This is a genomic window from Enterobacter cloacae complex sp. (genome assembly GCF_900322725.1).
In the GTDB taxonomy this organism is placed as follows: Bacteria; Pseudomonadota; Gammaproteobacteria; order Enterobacterales; family Enterobacteriaceae; genus Enterobacter; species Enterobacter quasihormaechei.
This window is the reverse complement of sequence record NZ_LT991957.1, coordinates 3,186,406-3,202,947: the sequence shown is the minus strand read 5'-3', so window position 1 is coordinate 3,202,947 and position 16,542 is coordinate 3,186,406. Positions and strand designations below refer to the sequence as shown.

The 16,542-nt window shown below is 53.1% G+C and carries 14 protein-coding genes; 8 read left to right on the top strand and 6 right to left on the bottom strand.

All coding sequences use genetic code 11. The features are described from left to right. Positions 1-83: 83 nt before the first annotated feature. The 6 genes from hupB to bolA form a co-directional block, all read right to left on the bottom strand. Positions 84-356: a nucleoid-associated protein HU-beta gene (hupB, locus tag DBR02_RS15815; protein ID WP_107534800.1), complete on the bottom strand. Its 273-nt coding sequence runs from the start codon at positions 354-356 to the stop codon at positions 84-86. A 210-nt stretch (positions 357-566) separates the two neighbouring features. Beyond that, positions 567-2,921 carry an endopeptidase La gene (gene lon, locus DBR02_RS15810; protein ID WP_063451692.1) on the bottom strand — a complete coding sequence of 785 codons (2,355 nt, stop codon included), beginning with the start codon at positions 2,919-2,921 and terminating at the stop codon, positions 567-569. Between the two features lie 184 nt (positions 2,922-3,105). After that, positions 3,106-4,380, bottom strand: a complete 1,275-nt coding sequence (gene clpX / locus DBR02_RS15805) for an ATP-dependent protease ATP-binding subunit ClpX (RefSeq protein WP_006809879.1) — start codon at positions 4,378-4,380, stop codon at positions 3,106-3,108. Between the two features lie 127 nt (positions 4,381-4,507). After that, positions 4,508-5,131, bottom strand: coding sequence for an ATP-dependent Clp endopeptidase proteolytic subunit ClpP (clpP, locus tag DBR02_RS15800; protein WP_063451693.1), 624 nt, complete (start codon positions 5,129-5,131; stop codon positions 4,508-4,510). 260 nt (positions 5,132-5,391) lie between these two features. Further along, a complete protein-coding gene (tig, locus tag DBR02_RS15795) occupies positions 5,392-6,690 on the bottom strand; it encodes a trigger factor (protein ID WP_063869062.1) in 1,299 nt (432 codons plus the stop codon). A gap of 331 nt (positions 6,691-7,021) precedes the next feature. Further along, entirely contained in the window at positions 7,022-7,339 is a 318-nt protein-coding gene (bolA, locus tag DBR02_RS15790; protein WP_003859051.1) for a transcriptional regulator BolA, read from the bottom strand. Between the two features lie 303 nt (positions 7,340-7,642). Here bolA and DBR02_RS15785 point away from each other — a divergent pair, with 303 nt between their 5' ends. From DBR02_RS15785 to DBR02_RS15750, 8 genes are all read left to right on the top strand, one after another. After that, the gene (locus DBR02_RS15785) at positions 7,643-8,221 is read left to right on the top strand and encodes a lipoprotein (RefSeq protein WP_006809883.1); all 579 of its coding nucleotides are present in this window, start codon (positions 7,643-7,645) and stop codon (positions 8,219-8,221) included. A gap of 45 nt (positions 8,222-8,266) precedes the next feature. Then, positions 8,267-9,742 (top strand): muropeptide MFS transporter AmpG, encoded by a 1,476-nt coding sequence (gene ampG / locus DBR02_RS15780; RefSeq protein WP_107534799.1) that lies wholly within the window; start codon positions 8,267-8,269, stop codon positions 9,740-9,742. Positions 9,743-10,220: 478 nt separating this feature from the next. Beyond that, the gene (cyoA, locus tag DBR02_RS15775) at positions 10,221-11,168 is read left to right on the top strand and encodes a cytochrome o ubiquinol oxidase subunit II (protein ID WP_003859054.1); all 948 of its coding nucleotides are present in this window, start codon (positions 10,221-10,223) and stop codon (positions 11,166-11,168) included. A gap of 16 nt (positions 11,169-11,184) precedes the next feature. Beyond that, the gene (cyoB, locus tag DBR02_RS15770; protein ID WP_107534798.1) at positions 11,185-13,176 is read left to right on the top strand and encodes a cytochrome o ubiquinol oxidase subunit I; all 1,992 of its coding nucleotides are present in this window, start codon (positions 11,185-11,187) and stop codon (positions 13,174-13,176) included. Continuing rightward, a complete protein-coding gene (locus DBR02_RS15765) occupies positions 13,166-13,780 on the top strand; it encodes a cytochrome o ubiquinol oxidase subunit III (RefSeq protein WP_063451697.1) in 615 nt (204 codons plus the stop codon). The genes cyoB and DBR02_RS15765 overlap by 11 nt, the downstream gene beginning before the upstream one ends. Further along, a complete protein-coding gene (locus DBR02_RS15760; RefSeq protein WP_006809888.1) occupies positions 13,780-14,106 on the top strand; it encodes a cytochrome o ubiquinol oxidase subunit IV in 327 nt (108 codons plus the stop codon). Before DBR02_RS15765 ends, DBR02_RS15760 begins: the two co-directional genes overlap by 1 nt. An 11-nt stretch (positions 14,107-14,117) precedes the next feature. Continuing rightward, complete coding sequence (gene cyoE, locus DBR02_RS15755; protein ID WP_003859062.1) at positions 14,118-15,005, top strand: heme o synthase; 888 nt, start codon at positions 14,118-14,120, stop codon at positions 15,003-15,005. Between the two features lie 148 nt (positions 15,006-15,153). Continuing rightward, positions 15,154-16,515, top strand: a complete 1,362-nt coding sequence (locus tag DBR02_RS15750) for an MFS transporter (protein ID WP_107534797.1) — start codon at positions 15,154-15,156, stop codon at positions 16,513-16,515. Positions 16,516-16,542: the final 27 nt, after the last annotated feature.

The following is a 16,542-nucleotide window of genomic DNA, read 5'->3' as shown; positions in this document are numbered from 1 at the left end:
ACAAATCAGGCCTGGACAAACAAAAAAGGCACATCAAACGATGCGCCCTTGTACTTTTCAGCTTCCCTGAAGCGGGAAAGCAATCAGTTTACTGCGTCTTTCAGCGCTTTACCTGCACGGAAACCCGGCACTTTAGCGGCAGCAATGGTGATCTCTTTACCGGTCTGAGGGTTGCGGCCAGTACGGGCAGCGCGCTCTTTAACCGCAAAAGTACCGAAGCCTACCAGTGCAACGTCGTCCCCAGCTTGCAGAGATTCAGTAACAGAAACAATTAAAGCATCTAAAGCACGTCCAGCTGCAGCTTTAGAAATATCAGCACCCGCAGCAATTTTGTCAATCAGTTGAGATTTATTCACTGTTCTCTTCCTCTCTTTATAATTTATATCGCACCTGAATCCTTCACAGCGCGACCGCGCAGCAGTTATATCAGTCCTGCTATGACCTTACAACACCCGTTGTTGATGGCTTACCCAATCAGCAATCTAAATTAGCTATACAAAAAAAGGCTGGCAAGTACGAAATGACTTACCAGCCTTGTTTTTATTGACGCTCTTTGCGCGAGGTCACTATTTTGCGGTTACAACCTGCATTCCGGACGGTTCATTTTGCAGTGCGAGAGTCAGAACTTCCTCAATGCGTTTCACCGGATGGATCTGCAAATCAGCAATAACGTTGTCCGGAATCTCTTCCAGATCGCGTTTATTCTCGTAAGGGATCAATACGGTTTTGATCCCACCGCGGTGTGCCGCCAGCAGTTTTTCTTTTAACCCGCCGATCGGCAGAACCTGGCCACGCAGGGTGATTTCACCGGTCATGGCCACATCGGCACGAACCGGGTTACCCGTCAGGCAGGAAACCAGCGCCGTACACATGGCAATACCCGCGCTTGGACCATCTTTCGGCGTCGCCCCTTCCGGAACGTGAACGTGAATGTCGCGTTTTTCGTAGAAATCAGCGTTGATGCCCAATTTCTCCGCGCGTGCGCGCACCACGGTCAGCGCCGCCTGGATGGACTCCTGCATCACTTCACCGAGCGAGCCGGTGTAGGTCAGCTTGCCTTTGCCCGGCACGCAGGCGGTTTCGATGGTCAGCAGATCGCCGCCCACTTCCGTCCATGCCAGACCGGTCACCTGACCCACGCGGTTTTCGTTGTCCGCGCGACCATAGTCGAAGCGCTGAACGCCGAGGTAAGCATGCAGATTGTCACCGTTAATCACGATGTGTTTCAGGCTCTTATCCAGCAGCAGCTGTTTCACTGCCTTACGGCACAGCTTGGAGATCTCACGCTCAAGGCTACGCACGCCCGCTTCACGGGTGTAGTAACGAATGATGCCCACAATGGCGCTGTCCTCAACGGTCAGCTCGTTAGCTTTCAGCGCGTTACGCTCAATCTGCTTCGGCAGCAGGTGCCGCTTAGCAATGTTCAGCTTCTCGTCTTCCGTATAGCCGGACAGACGGATCACTTCCATACGGTCCAGCAGCGGTGCCGGAATGTTCATGGAGTTGGAGGTCGCCACGAACATCACATCGCTCAGGTCGTAGTCGACTTCCAGATAGTGATCGCTGAACGCGACGTTCTGCTCTGGATCAAGCACTTCCAGCAGCGCCGACGCCGGATCGCCACGCATGTCCGAAGACATTTTGTCGATCTCATCGAGCAGGAACAGCGGGTTTTTGACGCCCACTTTCGCCATCTTCTGAATCAGCTTGCCCGGCATCGAACCAATATAGGTACGACGGTGGCCGCGGATTTCCGCTTCATCACGCACGCCGCCCAGCGCCATACGGATGTACTTACGCCCTGTCGCTTTGGCGATGGACTGACCCAGAGAGGTTTTACCCACCCCTGGCGGTCCGACCAGGCACAGGATCGGGCCTTTGATTTTATTCACACGGCTCTGTACCGCGAGGTACTCAAGAATGCGGTCTTTCACGCGTTCCAGGCCGTAGTGGTCGGTATCCAGGATCTCCTGGGCCTGACGCAGGTCTTTTTTGACCTTGCTGCGGGCATTCCACGGAACCTGTACCATCCACTCAATGTAGCCGCGAACAACGGTCGCTTCTGCCGACATCGGAGACATCATTTTCAGCTTCTGCAACTCGGCTTCGGCTTTCTCTTTTGCCTCTTTCGGCATTTTCGCCGCGTCGATCTTACGCTTCAGCGCTTCGTTTTCGTCCGGCGCGTCGTCCATCTCGCCGAGCTCTTTCTGAATGGCTTTCATTTGCTCGTTCAGATAGTACTCACGCTGCGATTTTTCCATCTGCTTTTTGACGCGGTTGCGAATGCGCTTCTCAACCTGGAGCAGATCGATTTCAGACTCCATCATCGCCATCAGGTATTCCAGACGTTCGTTAACGTCGGACATTTCCAGCACGGACTGTTTGTCAGCCAGCTTCAGCGGCATGTGTGCAGCGATGGTATCCGCCAGACGTGCAGGATCGTCGATGCTGTTCAGCGACGTCAGCACTTCAGGTGGGATTTTCTTGTTCAGCTTGATATAGCCTTCAAACTGGCTGATCGCGGTGCGTACCAGCACTTCCTGCTCGCGCTCATCCAGTTCCGGTGAATCAAGGTACTCCGCCTTCGCAGAGAAGTGCTCGCCATCATCTGACAGAGTGGTAATACGCGCACGCTGTAAGCCTTCTACCAGCACCTTCACGGTGCCGTCCGGCAGCTTCAGCATTTGCAAAATAGAGGCCACGGTCCCGACGGTGAAAAGATCGTTTACACCCGGCTCATCCGTTGATGCTTCCTTCTGCGCCACCAGCATGATTTTTTTATCATGATCCATGGCGGCTTCGAGGCAACGGATAGATTTTTCCCGCCCTACAAATAAGGGTATGACCATGTGCGGATAAACCACCACATCGCGCAACGGCAATACGGGGATTTCAATGCGTTCAGAACGCTCAGGATTCATAGAGCTCTCTCTTAGTTTAGTGTCCGCCAGGTAAGCTGGTCATGTCACTGTGCTTCACACAACCATTAACATGTAATCCAGTATATGGGGATGTTTCCCATACATTCAACGCCATGAATACGGAAAAAGTAAAGGGGAGATAAAATCCCCCCTTTTTGATTAACTGATTGTATGAGTTGGTGAATTATTCGCCAGATGCCTGCTGCGCTTCCGGTTTGCCGTAAATCAGCAACGGCTTGGTCTGGCCACCAATGACGGACTCGTCGATCACGACTTTTTCGACGTCTTCCATAGAAGGCAGATCGTACATCGTGTCGAGCAACGCTGCTTCTACGATAGAACGCAGACCACGCGCGCCGGTTTTACGCGCCATCGCTTTCTTGGCAATCGCGTCCAGCGCTTCGTCACGGAATTCCAGCTCAACGCCTTCCAGATTAAACAACGCCTGATACTGCTTAGTCAGCGCGTTTTTCGGCTCTTTCAGGATCTGAATCAGCGCGTCTTCGCTCAGTTCATTCAGGGTCGCCACCACCGGCAGACGGCCGATAAACTCTGGGATCAAACCGAATTTGATCAGGTCTTCCGGTTCCACCTGCGCCAGCAGCTGACCTTCGTTTGGTTTTTCAGACGTGGCTTTCACCGTTGCGCCAAAACCAATGCCGGAGCCGGTTTCAACACGGTGAGAAATCACTTTATCCAGGCCTGCAAACGCACCACCGCAGATAAACAGGATCTTGGAGGTATCAACCTGCAAGAACTCCTGCTGCGGATGCTTACGCCCACCCTGTGGTGGAACAGCCGCAACCGTACCTTCAATCAGCTTCAGGAGCGCCTGCTGCACGCCTTCGCCCGATACGTCACGGGTGATGGACGGGTTGTCTGACTTACGAGAGATTTTGTCGATCTCATCAATATAGACGATCCCGCGCTGGGCTTTCTGCACGTCGTAATCGCACTTCTGTAGCAGCTTCTGGATGATATTTTCAACGTCTTCACCCACATAACCGGCTTCGGTCAGGGTGGTGGCATCCGCCATGGTAAACGGAACATCCAGCAGGCGCGCCAGGGTTTCCGCCAGCAGCGTTTTACCGGAGCCGGTCGGCCCGATCAGCAGAATGTTACTTTTACCCAGTTCCACGCCATTGCTGGTATCGCCGTTACGCAGACGTTTGTAGTGGTTGTATACCGCCACCGCCAGCACTTTTTTCGCCTGCTCCTGACCGATGACATAGTCGTCGAGGTGGTGGCGAATTTCGTGTGGCGTTGGCAACGCGCTGCGCTCACGGTGCGGCGCGACTTCTTTAATCTCTTCGCGAATGATGTCGTTACATAAATCGACGCATTCGTCGCAGATATACACGGACGGCCCGGCAATCAGTTTACGCACTTCATGCTGGCTTTTGCCGCAAAAAGAGCAGTACAGCAGTTTGCCCGAACCATCTTTGCGTTTATCTGTCATGAGTCCAAACCTCTTTTTAAGTTCTATGTGCCGCACATGACGACGCAAATGCCATTCTCAGACGCAAGCTGCTTACTGGCAACGTGCCGCCCTACCTTAGTATAGCGGCACACTCGCGTCGCGGGCATCAATTACGATGGGTCAAAATGGAGTCGACTAAGCCGTACTCAACTGCCTCTGGTGCAGAGAGGAAGCGATCGCGCTCGGTATCGCGCTCGATCTGCTCAAGAGGTTGACCTGTATGCTGCGCCATAAGTTCATTCATGCGCGATTTTACTTTCAGAATTTCTCGGGCGTGGATTTCAATATCCGTCGCCTGACCCTGGTAACCACCCAGCGGCTGGTGAATCATCACGCGGGAATTTGGCAGGCAGAAACGCTTACCTTTCGCCCCTGCGGTTAACAGGAAGGCACCCATGGACGCCGCTTGCCCCATACAGATGGTGCTGACGTCCGGCTTGATGAATTGCATGGTGTCATAAATGGACATGCCCGCCGTAATCACACCGCCTGGCGAGTTGATGTACAGGTAAATGTCTTTTTCCGGGTTTTCCGCTTCCAGGAACAGCATCTGCGCCACGATCAGGTTAGCCATATGGTCTTCCACCTGGCCGGTCAGAAAGATAACGCGTTCCTTGAGCAGACGGGAATAGATATCGAAAGAACGCTCACCGCGTGAGGTCTGTTCAATAACCATTGGCACCAGCGCCATATGGGGTGCAAAGTTATCTCGTTCGCCACTGTATGACATTTCCGTCTCCTGGTTCAAAATTGAAAACACCTGCTGTACTGATTGTAACCTTATGGACGGATTATCAGCCAGTCTCAATCATCGTGATTACATACTAATGGGGGTCGCCACGCCCTATTTCAAGCATAACAACGTTTTGTTGTAACGCTAACACTGAAAGGGCGTTTTAGCACCCTTCCAGGACTCAAGCTGCGATAAAAAAAACCCGTCGCCGGAGGGCAACGGGTTTTTTGTTCAAACTTTAAACCGTTGGGGCGAAATTACGCCTGCTGGTTCATCAGTTCGGTGAAAGAGGTCTCTTTTTCGGTCACTTTAGCTTTCGCCAGTACCGCTTCAACAGCCTGCTCTTCCAGTGCGACGTTGCGCATGTTGTCCATCAGCTCTTTGTTCTTACCGTAGAACTCGATCACTTCTGATGGATCTTCGTATGCAGACGCCATCTCTTCGATCAGGCCTTTCACACGCTCTTCGTCAGCTTTCAGCTCGTGGGTACGGATCACTTCACCCAGCAGCAGGCCAACAACAACGCGGCGTTTCGCTTGCTCTTCAAACAGCTCGCGCGGCAGTTCCATCGCTTGCTGCTGGTTGCCACCGAAACGCTGTGCAGCTTGACGGCGCAGAACGTCGATTTCGCTGTCGATCAGGGCAGCAGGAACGTCGATCTCGTTCGCTTTTACCAGACCTTCAATCGCCTGAGATTTCACACGGTTACGTACAGCGCCGTTCAGCTCGCGCTCCATGTTCTTACGCACTTCGGTACGCAGGCCCGCAACAGAACCATCTTCAACGCCGAAACGCTTGATGAATTCTTCAGTCAGTTCTGGCAGTTCGCGCTCTTCCACTTTCTTCAGGTTGATGACGAACTTCGCTGCTTTACCTTTCAGGTTTTCAGCGTGGTACTCTTCAGGGAAGGTCACGTCGATGGTGAACTCTTCGCCCGCTTTGTGGCCTTTGATACCGTCTTCGAAGCCTGGGATCATACGACCCTGGCCCATCGCCAGTACGAAATCAGACGCTTTACCGCCTTCGAACTCTTCGCCGTCTACAGAACCGGTGAAGTCGATGGTTACGCGGTCTTCCGCGTCAACAGCGCCTTCTTTTTCTTTCCAGTTCGCCTGCTGCTTACGCAGGGTGTCCAGCATGCCGTCAACGTCTTCATCGGTCACGGAAACGATCGGTTTTTCAACTTCGATAGATTCCAGACCTTTCAGCTCAACTTCAGGGTACACTTCGAACTCTACGGAGTAGGTGAAGTCTTCGCCCTGCTTGTATTCGCCTGGAACGTAGTTCGGCGCGCCGGCTGGATTGATTTTTTCTTTGATGATCGCGTCGATAAAGTTACGGCTCATCAGTTCACCCAGCACATCCTGACGCACGGAAGCGCCATAACGCTGAGCAACAACATTCATTGGTACTTTGCCCTTGCGGAAGCCGTCAATACGTACTTTTTTTGCTACGTTGACCAGCTCGCTTTTCACAGCAGTTTCGATGCTGTCAGCAGCGATAGTAATCGTTACACGGCGGCCAAGGCCTTGAGTGGTTTCAACTGAAACTTGCATCTTGTTACCTCAAAAAAATCACAGTGCTCGGTCAACTCTGAATCTGTCTGTTATACCGGGATGCTCTCTTATGTGCAGATTCACATTCCCTGTCGCCAGAATCATCCCGAAGACATTCATTAAGACGCGGCATTATAGCGGCATCACTTAGGTGAGTCGAGAACGGTTGGCGTATGTAGCTGCGGCTTTTTTCACACTTTAAGGCTATTTTTAGCCTCAAAAACGCACCATCCGCTCAAAACTCAGACAAAACAAAACGGCCCGAAGGCCGTTTTGACGAAATCTGTATGCAACATACTGGAAAAACTCCGGCGGTTGCAAATCCGATTTATCAGGCGATGGTGCCTGCACCGCGACAAGGCGGAGATGCGAATACCGTATCCTGTAGCCCTTCCCACTCCTTAATGGTGTAAGTGTGCAGCGCCAGGGCATGTACGGTTGTGGAGAGTTCTTCCGTCAAGGTGCTGTAGATCAGGCGGTGTCGGTTCAGGAAACGTTCTCCCGTGAAGCGATCGCTGACCAGAACCACTTTGAAGTGGCTTTCAGAACCTGCCGGCACGTTATGACGATAGCTTTCGTCGACAACTTCGAGAAACACAGGGTTGAACGCTGCCCTTAATTTTTCTTCTATCTGTTCACGTATCATCATGAAATCACTCCTCCGACAACGCTAAGATGTCACCCATCCCTTTAAATATTAGCCGCTTTTACCGTTTCCATTACACCTTGACAACAAATATTTAGCTTTCGTCTGATTTTCTCAGTCAAACGAATGAAGTTCACTATGAAGTTCATACGTTTTGTCACTCACAGGCAGAGAAAAGCGGAAAGCTGGTCAGTTTTCGGACAAGGCGATGAATTTACATGCGTTGACCACTTCCACTGGCCGTTGGCGATGTTATGATGGCGGCAATTTTTCTCTATTTGCTTACGATTCGTTGAGAACCCAAAAATGTTAAAAAAAATCTTCTTTCCGTTGGTAGCACTCTTTATGCTCGCCGGCTGCGCGACCCCACCGACGACGATCGACGTTTCACCAAAAATTACCCTGCCTCAGCAGGACCCAAGCCTGATGGGCGTCACGGTCAGCATTAATGGTGCCGATCAGCGTCAGGATCAGGCGCTGGCGAAAGTGACCCGCGACAACCAGCAGGTCACCCTGACCGCCTCCCGCGATCTGCGCTTCCTGTTGCAGGAAGTGCTGGAGAAACAGATGACCTCCCGTGGCTACATGATTGGCCCGAGCGGCGCGGTTGATCTGCAAATCATCGTGAACAACCTGTACGCTGACGTTTCCCAGGGCAACGTTCGCTACAACATCGCGACGAAAGCCGATATCGCCATCATCGCTACCGCGAAGAACGGCAACAAAATGAATAAAAACTACCGTGCAAGCTATTCTGTTGAAGGCGCATTCCAGGCGTCTAACAAAAATATCGCTGACGCGGTAAACAGCGTGCTGACTGATACCATTGCCGACATGGCACAGGACACCAGCATTCACGACTTCATCAAGCAGAACGCCCGTTAATCCTGCTGACTGACCCGGTGCTTCACCGGGTCAGCTCATAAGAATATGTCCAGTCACTACTTACGCATTTTCCAGCAACCCAAATCAGCTATTCTGCTGATCCTTGGTTTCGCCTCCGGTTTACCGCTTGCGCTCACCTCCGGCACGTTACAGGCGTGGATGACGGTCGAGAACATCGATCTTAAAACCATTGGTTTCTTCTCGCTCGTCGGTCAGGCCTACGTCTTCAAGTTCCTGTGGTCGCCGGTGATGGACCGCTATACCCCGCCGTTCCTCGGTCGCCGTCGCGGCTGGCTCGTAATAACGCAGGTTTTCCTGCTGATCGCGATCGCCGCAATGGGTTTCCTTGAGCCGTCAACGCAGCTGCGCTGGATGGCCGCGCTTGCGGTGGTCATCGCCTTCTGCTCCGCGTCCCAGGACATTGTTTTTGACGCCTGGAAAACGGACGTCTTGCCCGCGGAAGAGCGTGGTGCCGGTGCGGCAATCAGCGTGCTGGGCTACCGCCTGGGTATGCTGGTTTCCGGCGGCCTGGCACTCTGGCTTGCCGACCGCTATCTCGGCTGGCAGGGAATGTACTGGCTGATGGCCGCTCTGCTGATCCCCTGCATTATCGCCACGCTATTTGCGCCTGAACCGAGCGATGTTATTCCGGTTCCCCGCTCGCTGGAGCAGGCCGTCGCAGCACCGCTCCGCGACTTCTTCGGTCGCAATAATGCCTGGCTGATCCTGCTGCTGATTGTCCTTTATAAGCTCGGCGATGCTTTCGCCATGAGCCTGACCACCACCTTCCTGATCCGCGGCGTCGGGTTTGATGCGGGCGAGGTCGGCGTGGTGAACAAAACCCTGGGGCTGTTTGCCACCATCGTCGGCGCGCTGTACGGCGGCGTATTGATGCAGCGCCTGACGCTGTTCCGGGCTCTGCTGATCTTCGGCATCCTTCAGGGCGCATCGAATGCCGGCTATTGGCTGCTGTCGGTAACCGACAAGAATATGATCAGCATGGCGACGGCCGTATTCTTTGAAAACCTGTGCGGCGGTATGGGCACCGCGGCCTTTGTTGCCCTGCTGATGACGCTGTGCAATAAGTCATTTTCCGCTACCCAGTTTGCGCTGCTCTCAGCGCTTTCCGCCGTCGGGCGCGTCTACGTTGGCCCTGTCGCAGGCTGGTTTGTTGAAGCTCACGGCTGGCCGACGTTTTATCTTTTCTCGGTGGTCGCGGCCGTGCCGGGAATTTTATTGCTGCTGATTTGTCGTCAGACGCTGGAATATACCCAGCGGACGGAACATTTCATGCCGCGCACGGAATATCAGGCCGCCTATCGGTTTGCGCTGCGTCTGATGATGGTAGGCTGCCTTGCGCTGGTACTGTGGCTGGTGGTGCTCATTATTAATGCAACGACCGGTCTATCGCTGCCTTTTGAAGCGCTGCTGCTGGATATTGGCGCGCTACTGGCCCTTGCGGGCATCCTGACGGGCGGCACGCTGGATTTCATGTCGCTGCGTAAAACCCGGATGACCTGAAGAAAAAAGCGAAAGGTTATTTCCCGTTGTAATAACGACCCGAAATTATAACGGTGAAATAACCGCCCTCGGTAAAAAAAATATTTGTTGTTTTGTGCGGGATAGCATTCGGAAATTATTGAAGCTTATTTCGCTACGCTATTTTCCATTAAACGATTCAGCTTTTGAAAGATTGAATTTTCGTTTTTTAGTTGTCTTTTTATTGATAATTAATTGTTAATTATTTGTGTATTTTCAACAATGGTTATACCAATTGTCCCTTTTAAGGTATGCTGGGGCACCCTTTCGTTATAACGCCCATACCGTGCGGCTTCCCTCCTGAAACGCGACATAATTTGCAACACTTGTGACATGTGCGGCAGAACCCGGTAACACCTTCCTGACACAGGGCTAATGATGTTTACAGTAATGTAACCTTCCCGTAAAATGCCCCCACACTTTAAACGCCACCAGACTCCCGTGGAATTGAGGTCGTTAAATGAGACTCAGGAAATACAATAAAAGTTTGGGATGGTTGTCATTATTCGCAGGCACTGTATTACTCAGTGGCTGCGATTCTGCACTACTAGACCCCAAAGGACAGATTGGACTGGAACAACGTTCATTGATACTGACGGCTTTTGGCCTGATGTTGATTGTGGTTATTCCTGCCATCTTGATGGCTGTTGGTTTCGCCTGGAAGTATCGTGCGAGCAATAAAGATGCGAAGTATAGCCCTAACTGGTCACACTCCAATAAAGTGGAAGCTGTGGTCTGGACGGTGCCTATTCTGATCATCCTGTTCCTTGCCGTGCTGACCTGGAAAACCACTCACGCACTTGAGCCAAGCAAGCCGCTGGTTCACGATGAAAAACCCATTACCATTGAAGTGGTCTCCATGGACTGGAAATGGTTCTTCATCTATCCAGAGCAGGGCATTGCTACCGTGAATGAAATCGCCTTCCCGGCGAACACTCCGGTTCAGTTCAAAGTGACCTCCAACTCCGTAATGAACTCCTTCTTCATCCCACGTCTGGGCAGCCAGATTTACGCGATGGCCGGTATGCAGACTAACCTGCACCTGATCGCGAATGAAGCAGGCACCTACGACGGTATCTCCGCCAGCTATAGTGGCCCGGGCTTCTCGGGTATGAAGTTCAAAGCTATCGCTACGCCAGACCGCGCGACTTTCGACCAGTGGGTTGCAAAAGCGAAGCAGTCTACCAACACCATGTCTGACATGGCGGCGTTCGAAAAAGTGGCTGCACCTAGCGAATATAACAAGGTGGAGTACTTCTCTAACGTGAAACCGAATCTGTTCAAAGATGTTATTGGCAAATTTATGGATCACGGTATGAGCATGGACATGACCCAGCCTGAAGGCGAGCACAACACGCACCAGGGTATGGAAGGCATGGACATGAGCCACGCGGAAACCGCTCACTAAGGGGCCGAGGAAGAAAATGTTCGGAAAATTGACATTGGATGCGGTGCCGTACCATGAACCCATTATCATGGTTACGATTGCTGCAATTATCATTGGTGGCGCGGCCGTACTGGGCCTTATCACTTACTTCGGTAAGTGGAGCTACCTGTGGAACGAGTGGCTGACTTCGGTCGACCACAAAAAACTCGGCATCATGTACTGCATCGTCGGTATCGTCATGTTAATTCGTGGCTTTGCGGATGCGATCATGATGCGTAGCCAGCAGGCGCTCGCTTCTGCGGGTGAAGCAGGCTTCCTGCCGCCGCACCACTACGATCAGATCTTTACCGCTCACGGCGTTATCATGATCTTCTTCGTGGCGATGCCGCTGGTTATCGGTCTGATGAACGTTGTCGTTCCGCTGCAAATCGGCGCGCGTGACGTTGCGTTCCCGTTCCTGAACAACCTGAGCTTCTGGTTCACCGTTGTCGGCGTTATCCTGGTTAACCTGTCACTGGGCGTGGGCGAGTTTGCTCAGACCGGCTGGCTGGCTTACCCGCCGCTTTCGGGAATTGAGTACAGTCCGGGCGTCGGCGTTGACTACTGGATTTGGGCGCTTCAGCTCTCCGGTGTCGGTACCACCCTGACCGGTATTAACTTCTTCGTGACCATCCTGAAGATGCGTGCACCAGGTATGACGATGTTCAAGATGCCAGTATTTACCTGGGCATCTCTGTGCGCCAACGTACTGATTATCGCGTCATTCCCAATTCTGACCGTCACCATCGCGCTGCTGACCCTGGATCGCTATCTGGGCACCCATTTCTTCACGAATGATATGGGTGGCAACATGATGATGTACATCAACCTGATTTGGGCCTGGGGTCACCCGGAAGTGTACATTCTGGTTCTGCCTGTGTTCGGTGTGTTCTCCGAAATCGCGGCAACCTTCTCGCGTAAACGTCTGTTTGGCTACACCTCGCTGGTGTGGGCAACCGTGTGTATTACCGTTCTGTCGTTCATCGTCTGGCTGCACCACTTCTTCACCATGGGTGCGGGCGCGAACGTAAACGCCTTCTTCGGTATTACCACCATGATTATCGCGATCCCAACCGGGGTTAAGATCTTCAACTGGCTGTTCACTATGTACCAGGGCCGTATCCAGTTCCACTCAGCCATGCTGTGGACTATCGGCTTCATCGTGACCTTCTCCGTAGGCGGGATGACCGGCGTACTGCTGGCGGTACCAGGCGCTGACTTCGTTCTGCACAACAGTCTGTTCCTGATTGCGCACTTCCATAACGTTATCATCGGCGGCGTCGTCTTCGGCTGCTTCGCAGGTGTGACCTACTGGTGGCCTAAAGCGTTTGGCTTCACGCTGAACGAAACCTGGGGTAAACGCGCGTTCTGGTTCTGGATCATTGGCTTCTTCGTGGCGTTTATGCCGCTGTACGTGCTGGGCTTCATGGGTATGACCCGTCGCCTGAGCCAGCAGATTGACCCGCAGTTCCACCCAATGCTGATGGTTGCAGCGGGCGGTGCGGTTCTGATTGCCTGCGGTATCGCGTCTCAGCTGATTCAGTTCTACGTTTCTATTCGCGACCGCGACCAGAACCGTGACCTGACTGGTGACCCGTGGGGTGGCCGTACGCTGGAGTGGGCAACCTCTTCTCCACCTCCTTTCTATAACTTCGCCGTTGTGCCGCAGATCCATGAACGCGACGCATTCTGGGAAATGAAAGAAAAAGGTGAAGCGTACAAGCAGCCTGAGCATTACGAAGAGATCCACATGCCGAAAAACAGCGCTGCGGGCATTGTGATTGCCGCTTTCGCGACGGTATTTGGTTTCGCAATGATCTGGCACATCTGGTGGATGGCGATTGTTGGCTTCGCTGGCATCGTAATCAGCTGGATTGTGAAGAGCTTTGACGAGGACGTGGACTACTACGTACCAGTCCGTGAAGTTGAAAAGCTGGAAAATCAGCATTTTGACGAGATTTCTAAAGCGGGGCTGAAAAATGGCAACTGATACTCTGGCGCACTCAACTGCCCACGCGCATGAGCATGCGCACCATGATGCAGGACCGAATAAAGTTTTCGGTTTCTGGATCTACCTGATGAGCGACTGCATCCTGTTCTGCTGTCTGTTCGCAACCTATGCCGTTCTGGTGAACGGCACAGCGGGCGGCCCGACCGGTAAGGACATCTTTGAGCTGCCGTTCGTTCTGGTTGAAACCGCACTGCTGTTATTCAGCTCCATCACCTACGGCATGGCGGCTATCGCCATGTATAAAAACAACAAGAGCCAGGTTGTCTCCTGGCTGGCGTTGACCTGGCTGTTTGGTGCTGGCTTTATCGGGATGGAAATCTATGAATTCCATCACCTGATTGCGGAAGGTTTCGGTCCGGATCGCAGCGGCTTCCTGTCGGCGTTCTTCGCGCTGGTCGGCACCCACGGTCTGCACGTGACCTCGGGCCTGATCTGGATGGCGGTTCTGATGTTCCAGATCTCCCGTCGCGGCCTGACCAGTACTAACCGTACCCGTATTATGTGCCTGAGCCTGTTCTGGCACTTCCTTGACGTGGTATGGATCTGTGTGTTCTCTGTTGTCTATCTGATGGGGGCGATGTAATGAGTCATTCTAACGATCATGGCGCTTCCCACGGCAGCGTAAAAACCTACATGACAGGTTTCATCCTGTCGATCATCCTGACGGTGATCCCGTTCTGGATGGTGATGAACGGTTCTGCATCCAAGCCGGTTATCCTGGGAGCAATCCTGGTGACCGCAGTGATTCAGATTCTGGTGCATCTGGTTTGCTTCCTGCACATGAACACCAAGTCCGATGAAGGCTGGAACATGACGGCCTTTATCTTTACCGTGATTATCATCGCTATCCTGGTAGTCGGTTCCATCTGGATTATGTGGAACCTTAACTACAACATGATGGTTCACTAAGAGCGGCGAGTATGTTTAAGCAATACCTGCAAGTCACGAAACCAGGCATCATCTTTGGCAACCTGATCTCCGTAATCGGAGGGTTCCTGCTGGCCTCTAAAGGCAGCATTGATTACACCCTCTTTATTTACACGCTGGTCGGTGTGTCACTGGTGGTTGCGTCCGGTTGTGTATTTAACAACTACATCGACATGGATATCGACAAGAAGATGGAAAGGACCAAAAATCGGGTGCTGGTTAAAGGCCTGATTGCCCCTTCCGTCTCGCTGGTGTACGCCACCTTGCTGGGTATTGCTGGCTTTATGCTGCTGTGGTTTGGTGCTAACCCGCTGGCCTGCTGGCTGGGGGTGATGGGGTTCGTGGTGTATGTGGGCGTCTACAGCCTGTATATGAAACGTCACTCCGTCTACGGCACGCTGATTGGTTCTCTCTCCGGCGCTGCGCCGCCGGTGATTGGCTACTGCGCCGTCACGAACGAGTTCGACAGCGGTGCGCTCATCCTGCTGGCTATCTTTAGCCTGTGGCAGATGCCGCACTCCTACGCCATCGCGATTTTCCGCTTCAAGGATTATCAGGCGGCGAACATTCCGGTTCTGCCGGTCGTGAAAGGTATCTCGGTTGCCAAGAACCACATCACGCTGTACATCATCGCCTTTGCCGTGGCAACGCTGATGCTCTCTCTGGGCGGTTACGCCGGATATAAATATCTGGTGGTAGCGGCCGCGGTGAGCGTCTGGTGGCTCGGCATGGCCCTGCGCGGCTACAAGGTGGAAGACGACAAAGTCTGGGCACGCAAGCTGTTTGTGTTCTCGATTGTCGCCATCACCTCCCTGTCCGTGATGATGTCCGTAGACTTTATGGTGCCGGACTCGCAAAACCTGCTGACTTACGTCTGGTAAGTTTATGTGATGATGAAAAGGGTGCTTCGGCACCCTTTTTTATTCACCAAATCCATTAATCACGCATGTAATATTTGTTAAATAAGCCTTTATTTACCCCGCCCCTTCCCCGCACTACACTATGGCCTGCTTTTGAACTGAGGTGGTAATGAACGATTATAAAATGACGCCAGGCGAGCTGCGTGCGACCTGGGGTTTAGGGACTGTTTTCTCGCTGCGGATGCTTGGCATGTTTATGGTCCTGCCCGTTCTGACCACGTACGGCATGGCGTTACAGGGTGCCAGCGAAGCGCTGATTGGTCTGGCGATCGGTATCTACGGCCTGGCGCAGGCAATTTTCCAGATCCCCTTTGGCCTGCTCTCCGACCGCGTGGGTCGCAAACCGCTGATTGTCGGCGGGCTGCTGGTATTTATCCTGGGCAGCGTCATTGCCGCCCTCTCCCACTCCATCTGGGGCATTATTCTTGGCCGCGCCCTGCAAGGGTCCGGTGCCATTGCTGCTGCCGTGATGGCGCTGCTGTCAGATTTAACCCGCGAGCAAAACCGCACCAAAGCCATGGCGTTTATTGGCGTCAGCTTCGGCGTCACTTTTGCCATTGCCATGGTGCTGGGGCCGATTATCACGCATGCGCTCGGCCTGCACGCTCTGTTCTGGATGATTGCGGTGCTGGCGACCATCGGGATCGCGCTCACGCTGTGGGTTGTGCCAGACAGTAAAAATCACGTCCTCAACCGTGAATCCGGGATGGTTAAAGGCTGCTTTAGCAAAGTCATCGCCGAGCCGCGTCTGCTTAAGCTTAACTTCGGCATTATGTGTCTGCACATTCTGCTGATGTCCACCTTCGTCGCCCTGCCCGGCCAGCTTGCCGCAGCAGGTTTCCCGGCGGCCGAGCACTGGAAAATTTATCTGGTCACAATGCTAATCTCGTTTGTCTCCGTTGTGCCCTTCATTATTTACGCCGAAGTGAAGCGCAAAATGAAACGCGTCTTCGTGGGCTGCGTGGCATTACTGCTGATTGCCGAGATTGTGCTGTGGGGCGCCGGCCCGCACTTCTGGGAGCTTATCGCAGGCGTACAGCTGTTCTTCCTGGCGTTTAATCTGATGGAAGCCCTGCTGCCCTCGCTGATCAGCAAAGAGTCTCCGGCAGGATACAAAGGCACCGCGATGGGCATTTACTCTACCAGCCAGTTCCTCGGGGTGGCGATCGGCGGCTCGCTTGGAGGCTGGGTGGACGGTCTTTTTGATTCCCAGACCGTTTTCCTCGCCGGTGCGCTGCTGGCGATGCTCTGGCTGTTTGTGGCCAGCACCATGAAAGAGCCGCGCTATGTGAGTAGCCTGCGGGTAGAAATTCCCGATGAGGTGACAATCGGTGATGCGTTAAAACAGCGTCTGGAAGCGACAGAGGGCGTGAGCGAAGTGCTGATTGTCCCGGAAGAGCGCAGTGCGTACGTCAAAATTGACAGCAAAGTGACGAACCGCTTTGAGGTGGAGCAGGCGCTGAAGGCCTGAAAAAATGCCCGGTTTAGCCGGGCATTA

What these genes read in the sequence shown, in the direction of transcription:
- lon (WP_063451692.1), bottom strand. Translation starts at nt 2,921, where the DNA reads ATGAATCCTGAGCGTTCTGAACGCATTGAAATCCCCGTATTGCCGTTG.
- clpX (WP_006809879.1), bottom strand. Translation starts at nt 4,380, where the DNA reads ATGACAGATAAACGCAAAGATGGTTCGGGCAAACTGCTGTACTGCTCT.
- clpP (WP_063451693.1), bottom strand. Translation starts at nt 5,131, where the DNA reads ATGTCATACAGTGGCGAACGAGATAACTTTGCACCCCATATGGCGCTG.
- tig (WP_063869062.1), bottom strand. Translation starts at nt 6,690, where the DNA reads ATGCAAGTTTCAGTTGAAACCACTCAAGGCCTTGGCCGCCGTGTAACG.
- bolA (WP_003859051.1), bottom strand. Translation starts at nt 7,339, where the DNA reads ATGATGATACGTGAACAGATAGAAGAAAAATTAAGGGCAGCGTTCAAC.
- DBR02_RS15785 (WP_006809883.1), top strand. Translation starts at nt 7,643, where the DNA reads ATGTTAAAAAAAATCTTCTTTCCGTTGGTAGCACTCTTTATGCTCGCC.
- ampG (WP_107534799.1), top strand. Translation starts at nt 8,267, where the DNA reads ATGTCCAGTCACTACTTACGCATTTTCCAGCAACCCAAATCAGCTATT.
- cyoA (WP_003859054.1), top strand. Translation starts at nt 10,221, where the DNA reads ATGAGACTCAGGAAATACAATAAAAGTTTGGGATGGTTGTCATTATTC.
- cyoB (WP_107534798.1), top strand. Translation starts at nt 11,185, where the DNA reads ATGTTCGGAAAATTGACATTGGATGCGGTGCCGTACCATGAACCCATT.
- DBR02_RS15765 (WP_063451697.1), top strand. Translation starts at nt 13,166, where the DNA reads ATGGCAACTGATACTCTGGCGCACTCAACTGCCCACGCGCATGAGCAT.
- DBR02_RS15760 (WP_006809888.1), top strand. Translation starts at nt 13,780, where the DNA reads ATGAGTCATTCTAACGATCATGGCGCTTCCCACGGCAGCGTAAAAACC.
- cyoE (WP_003859062.1), top strand. Translation starts at nt 14,118, where the DNA reads ATGTTTAAGCAATACCTGCAAGTCACGAAACCAGGCATCATCTTTGGC.
- DBR02_RS15750 (WP_107534797.1), top strand. Translation starts at nt 15,154, where the DNA reads ATGAACGATTATAAAATGACGCCAGGCGAGCTGCGTGCGACCTGGGGT.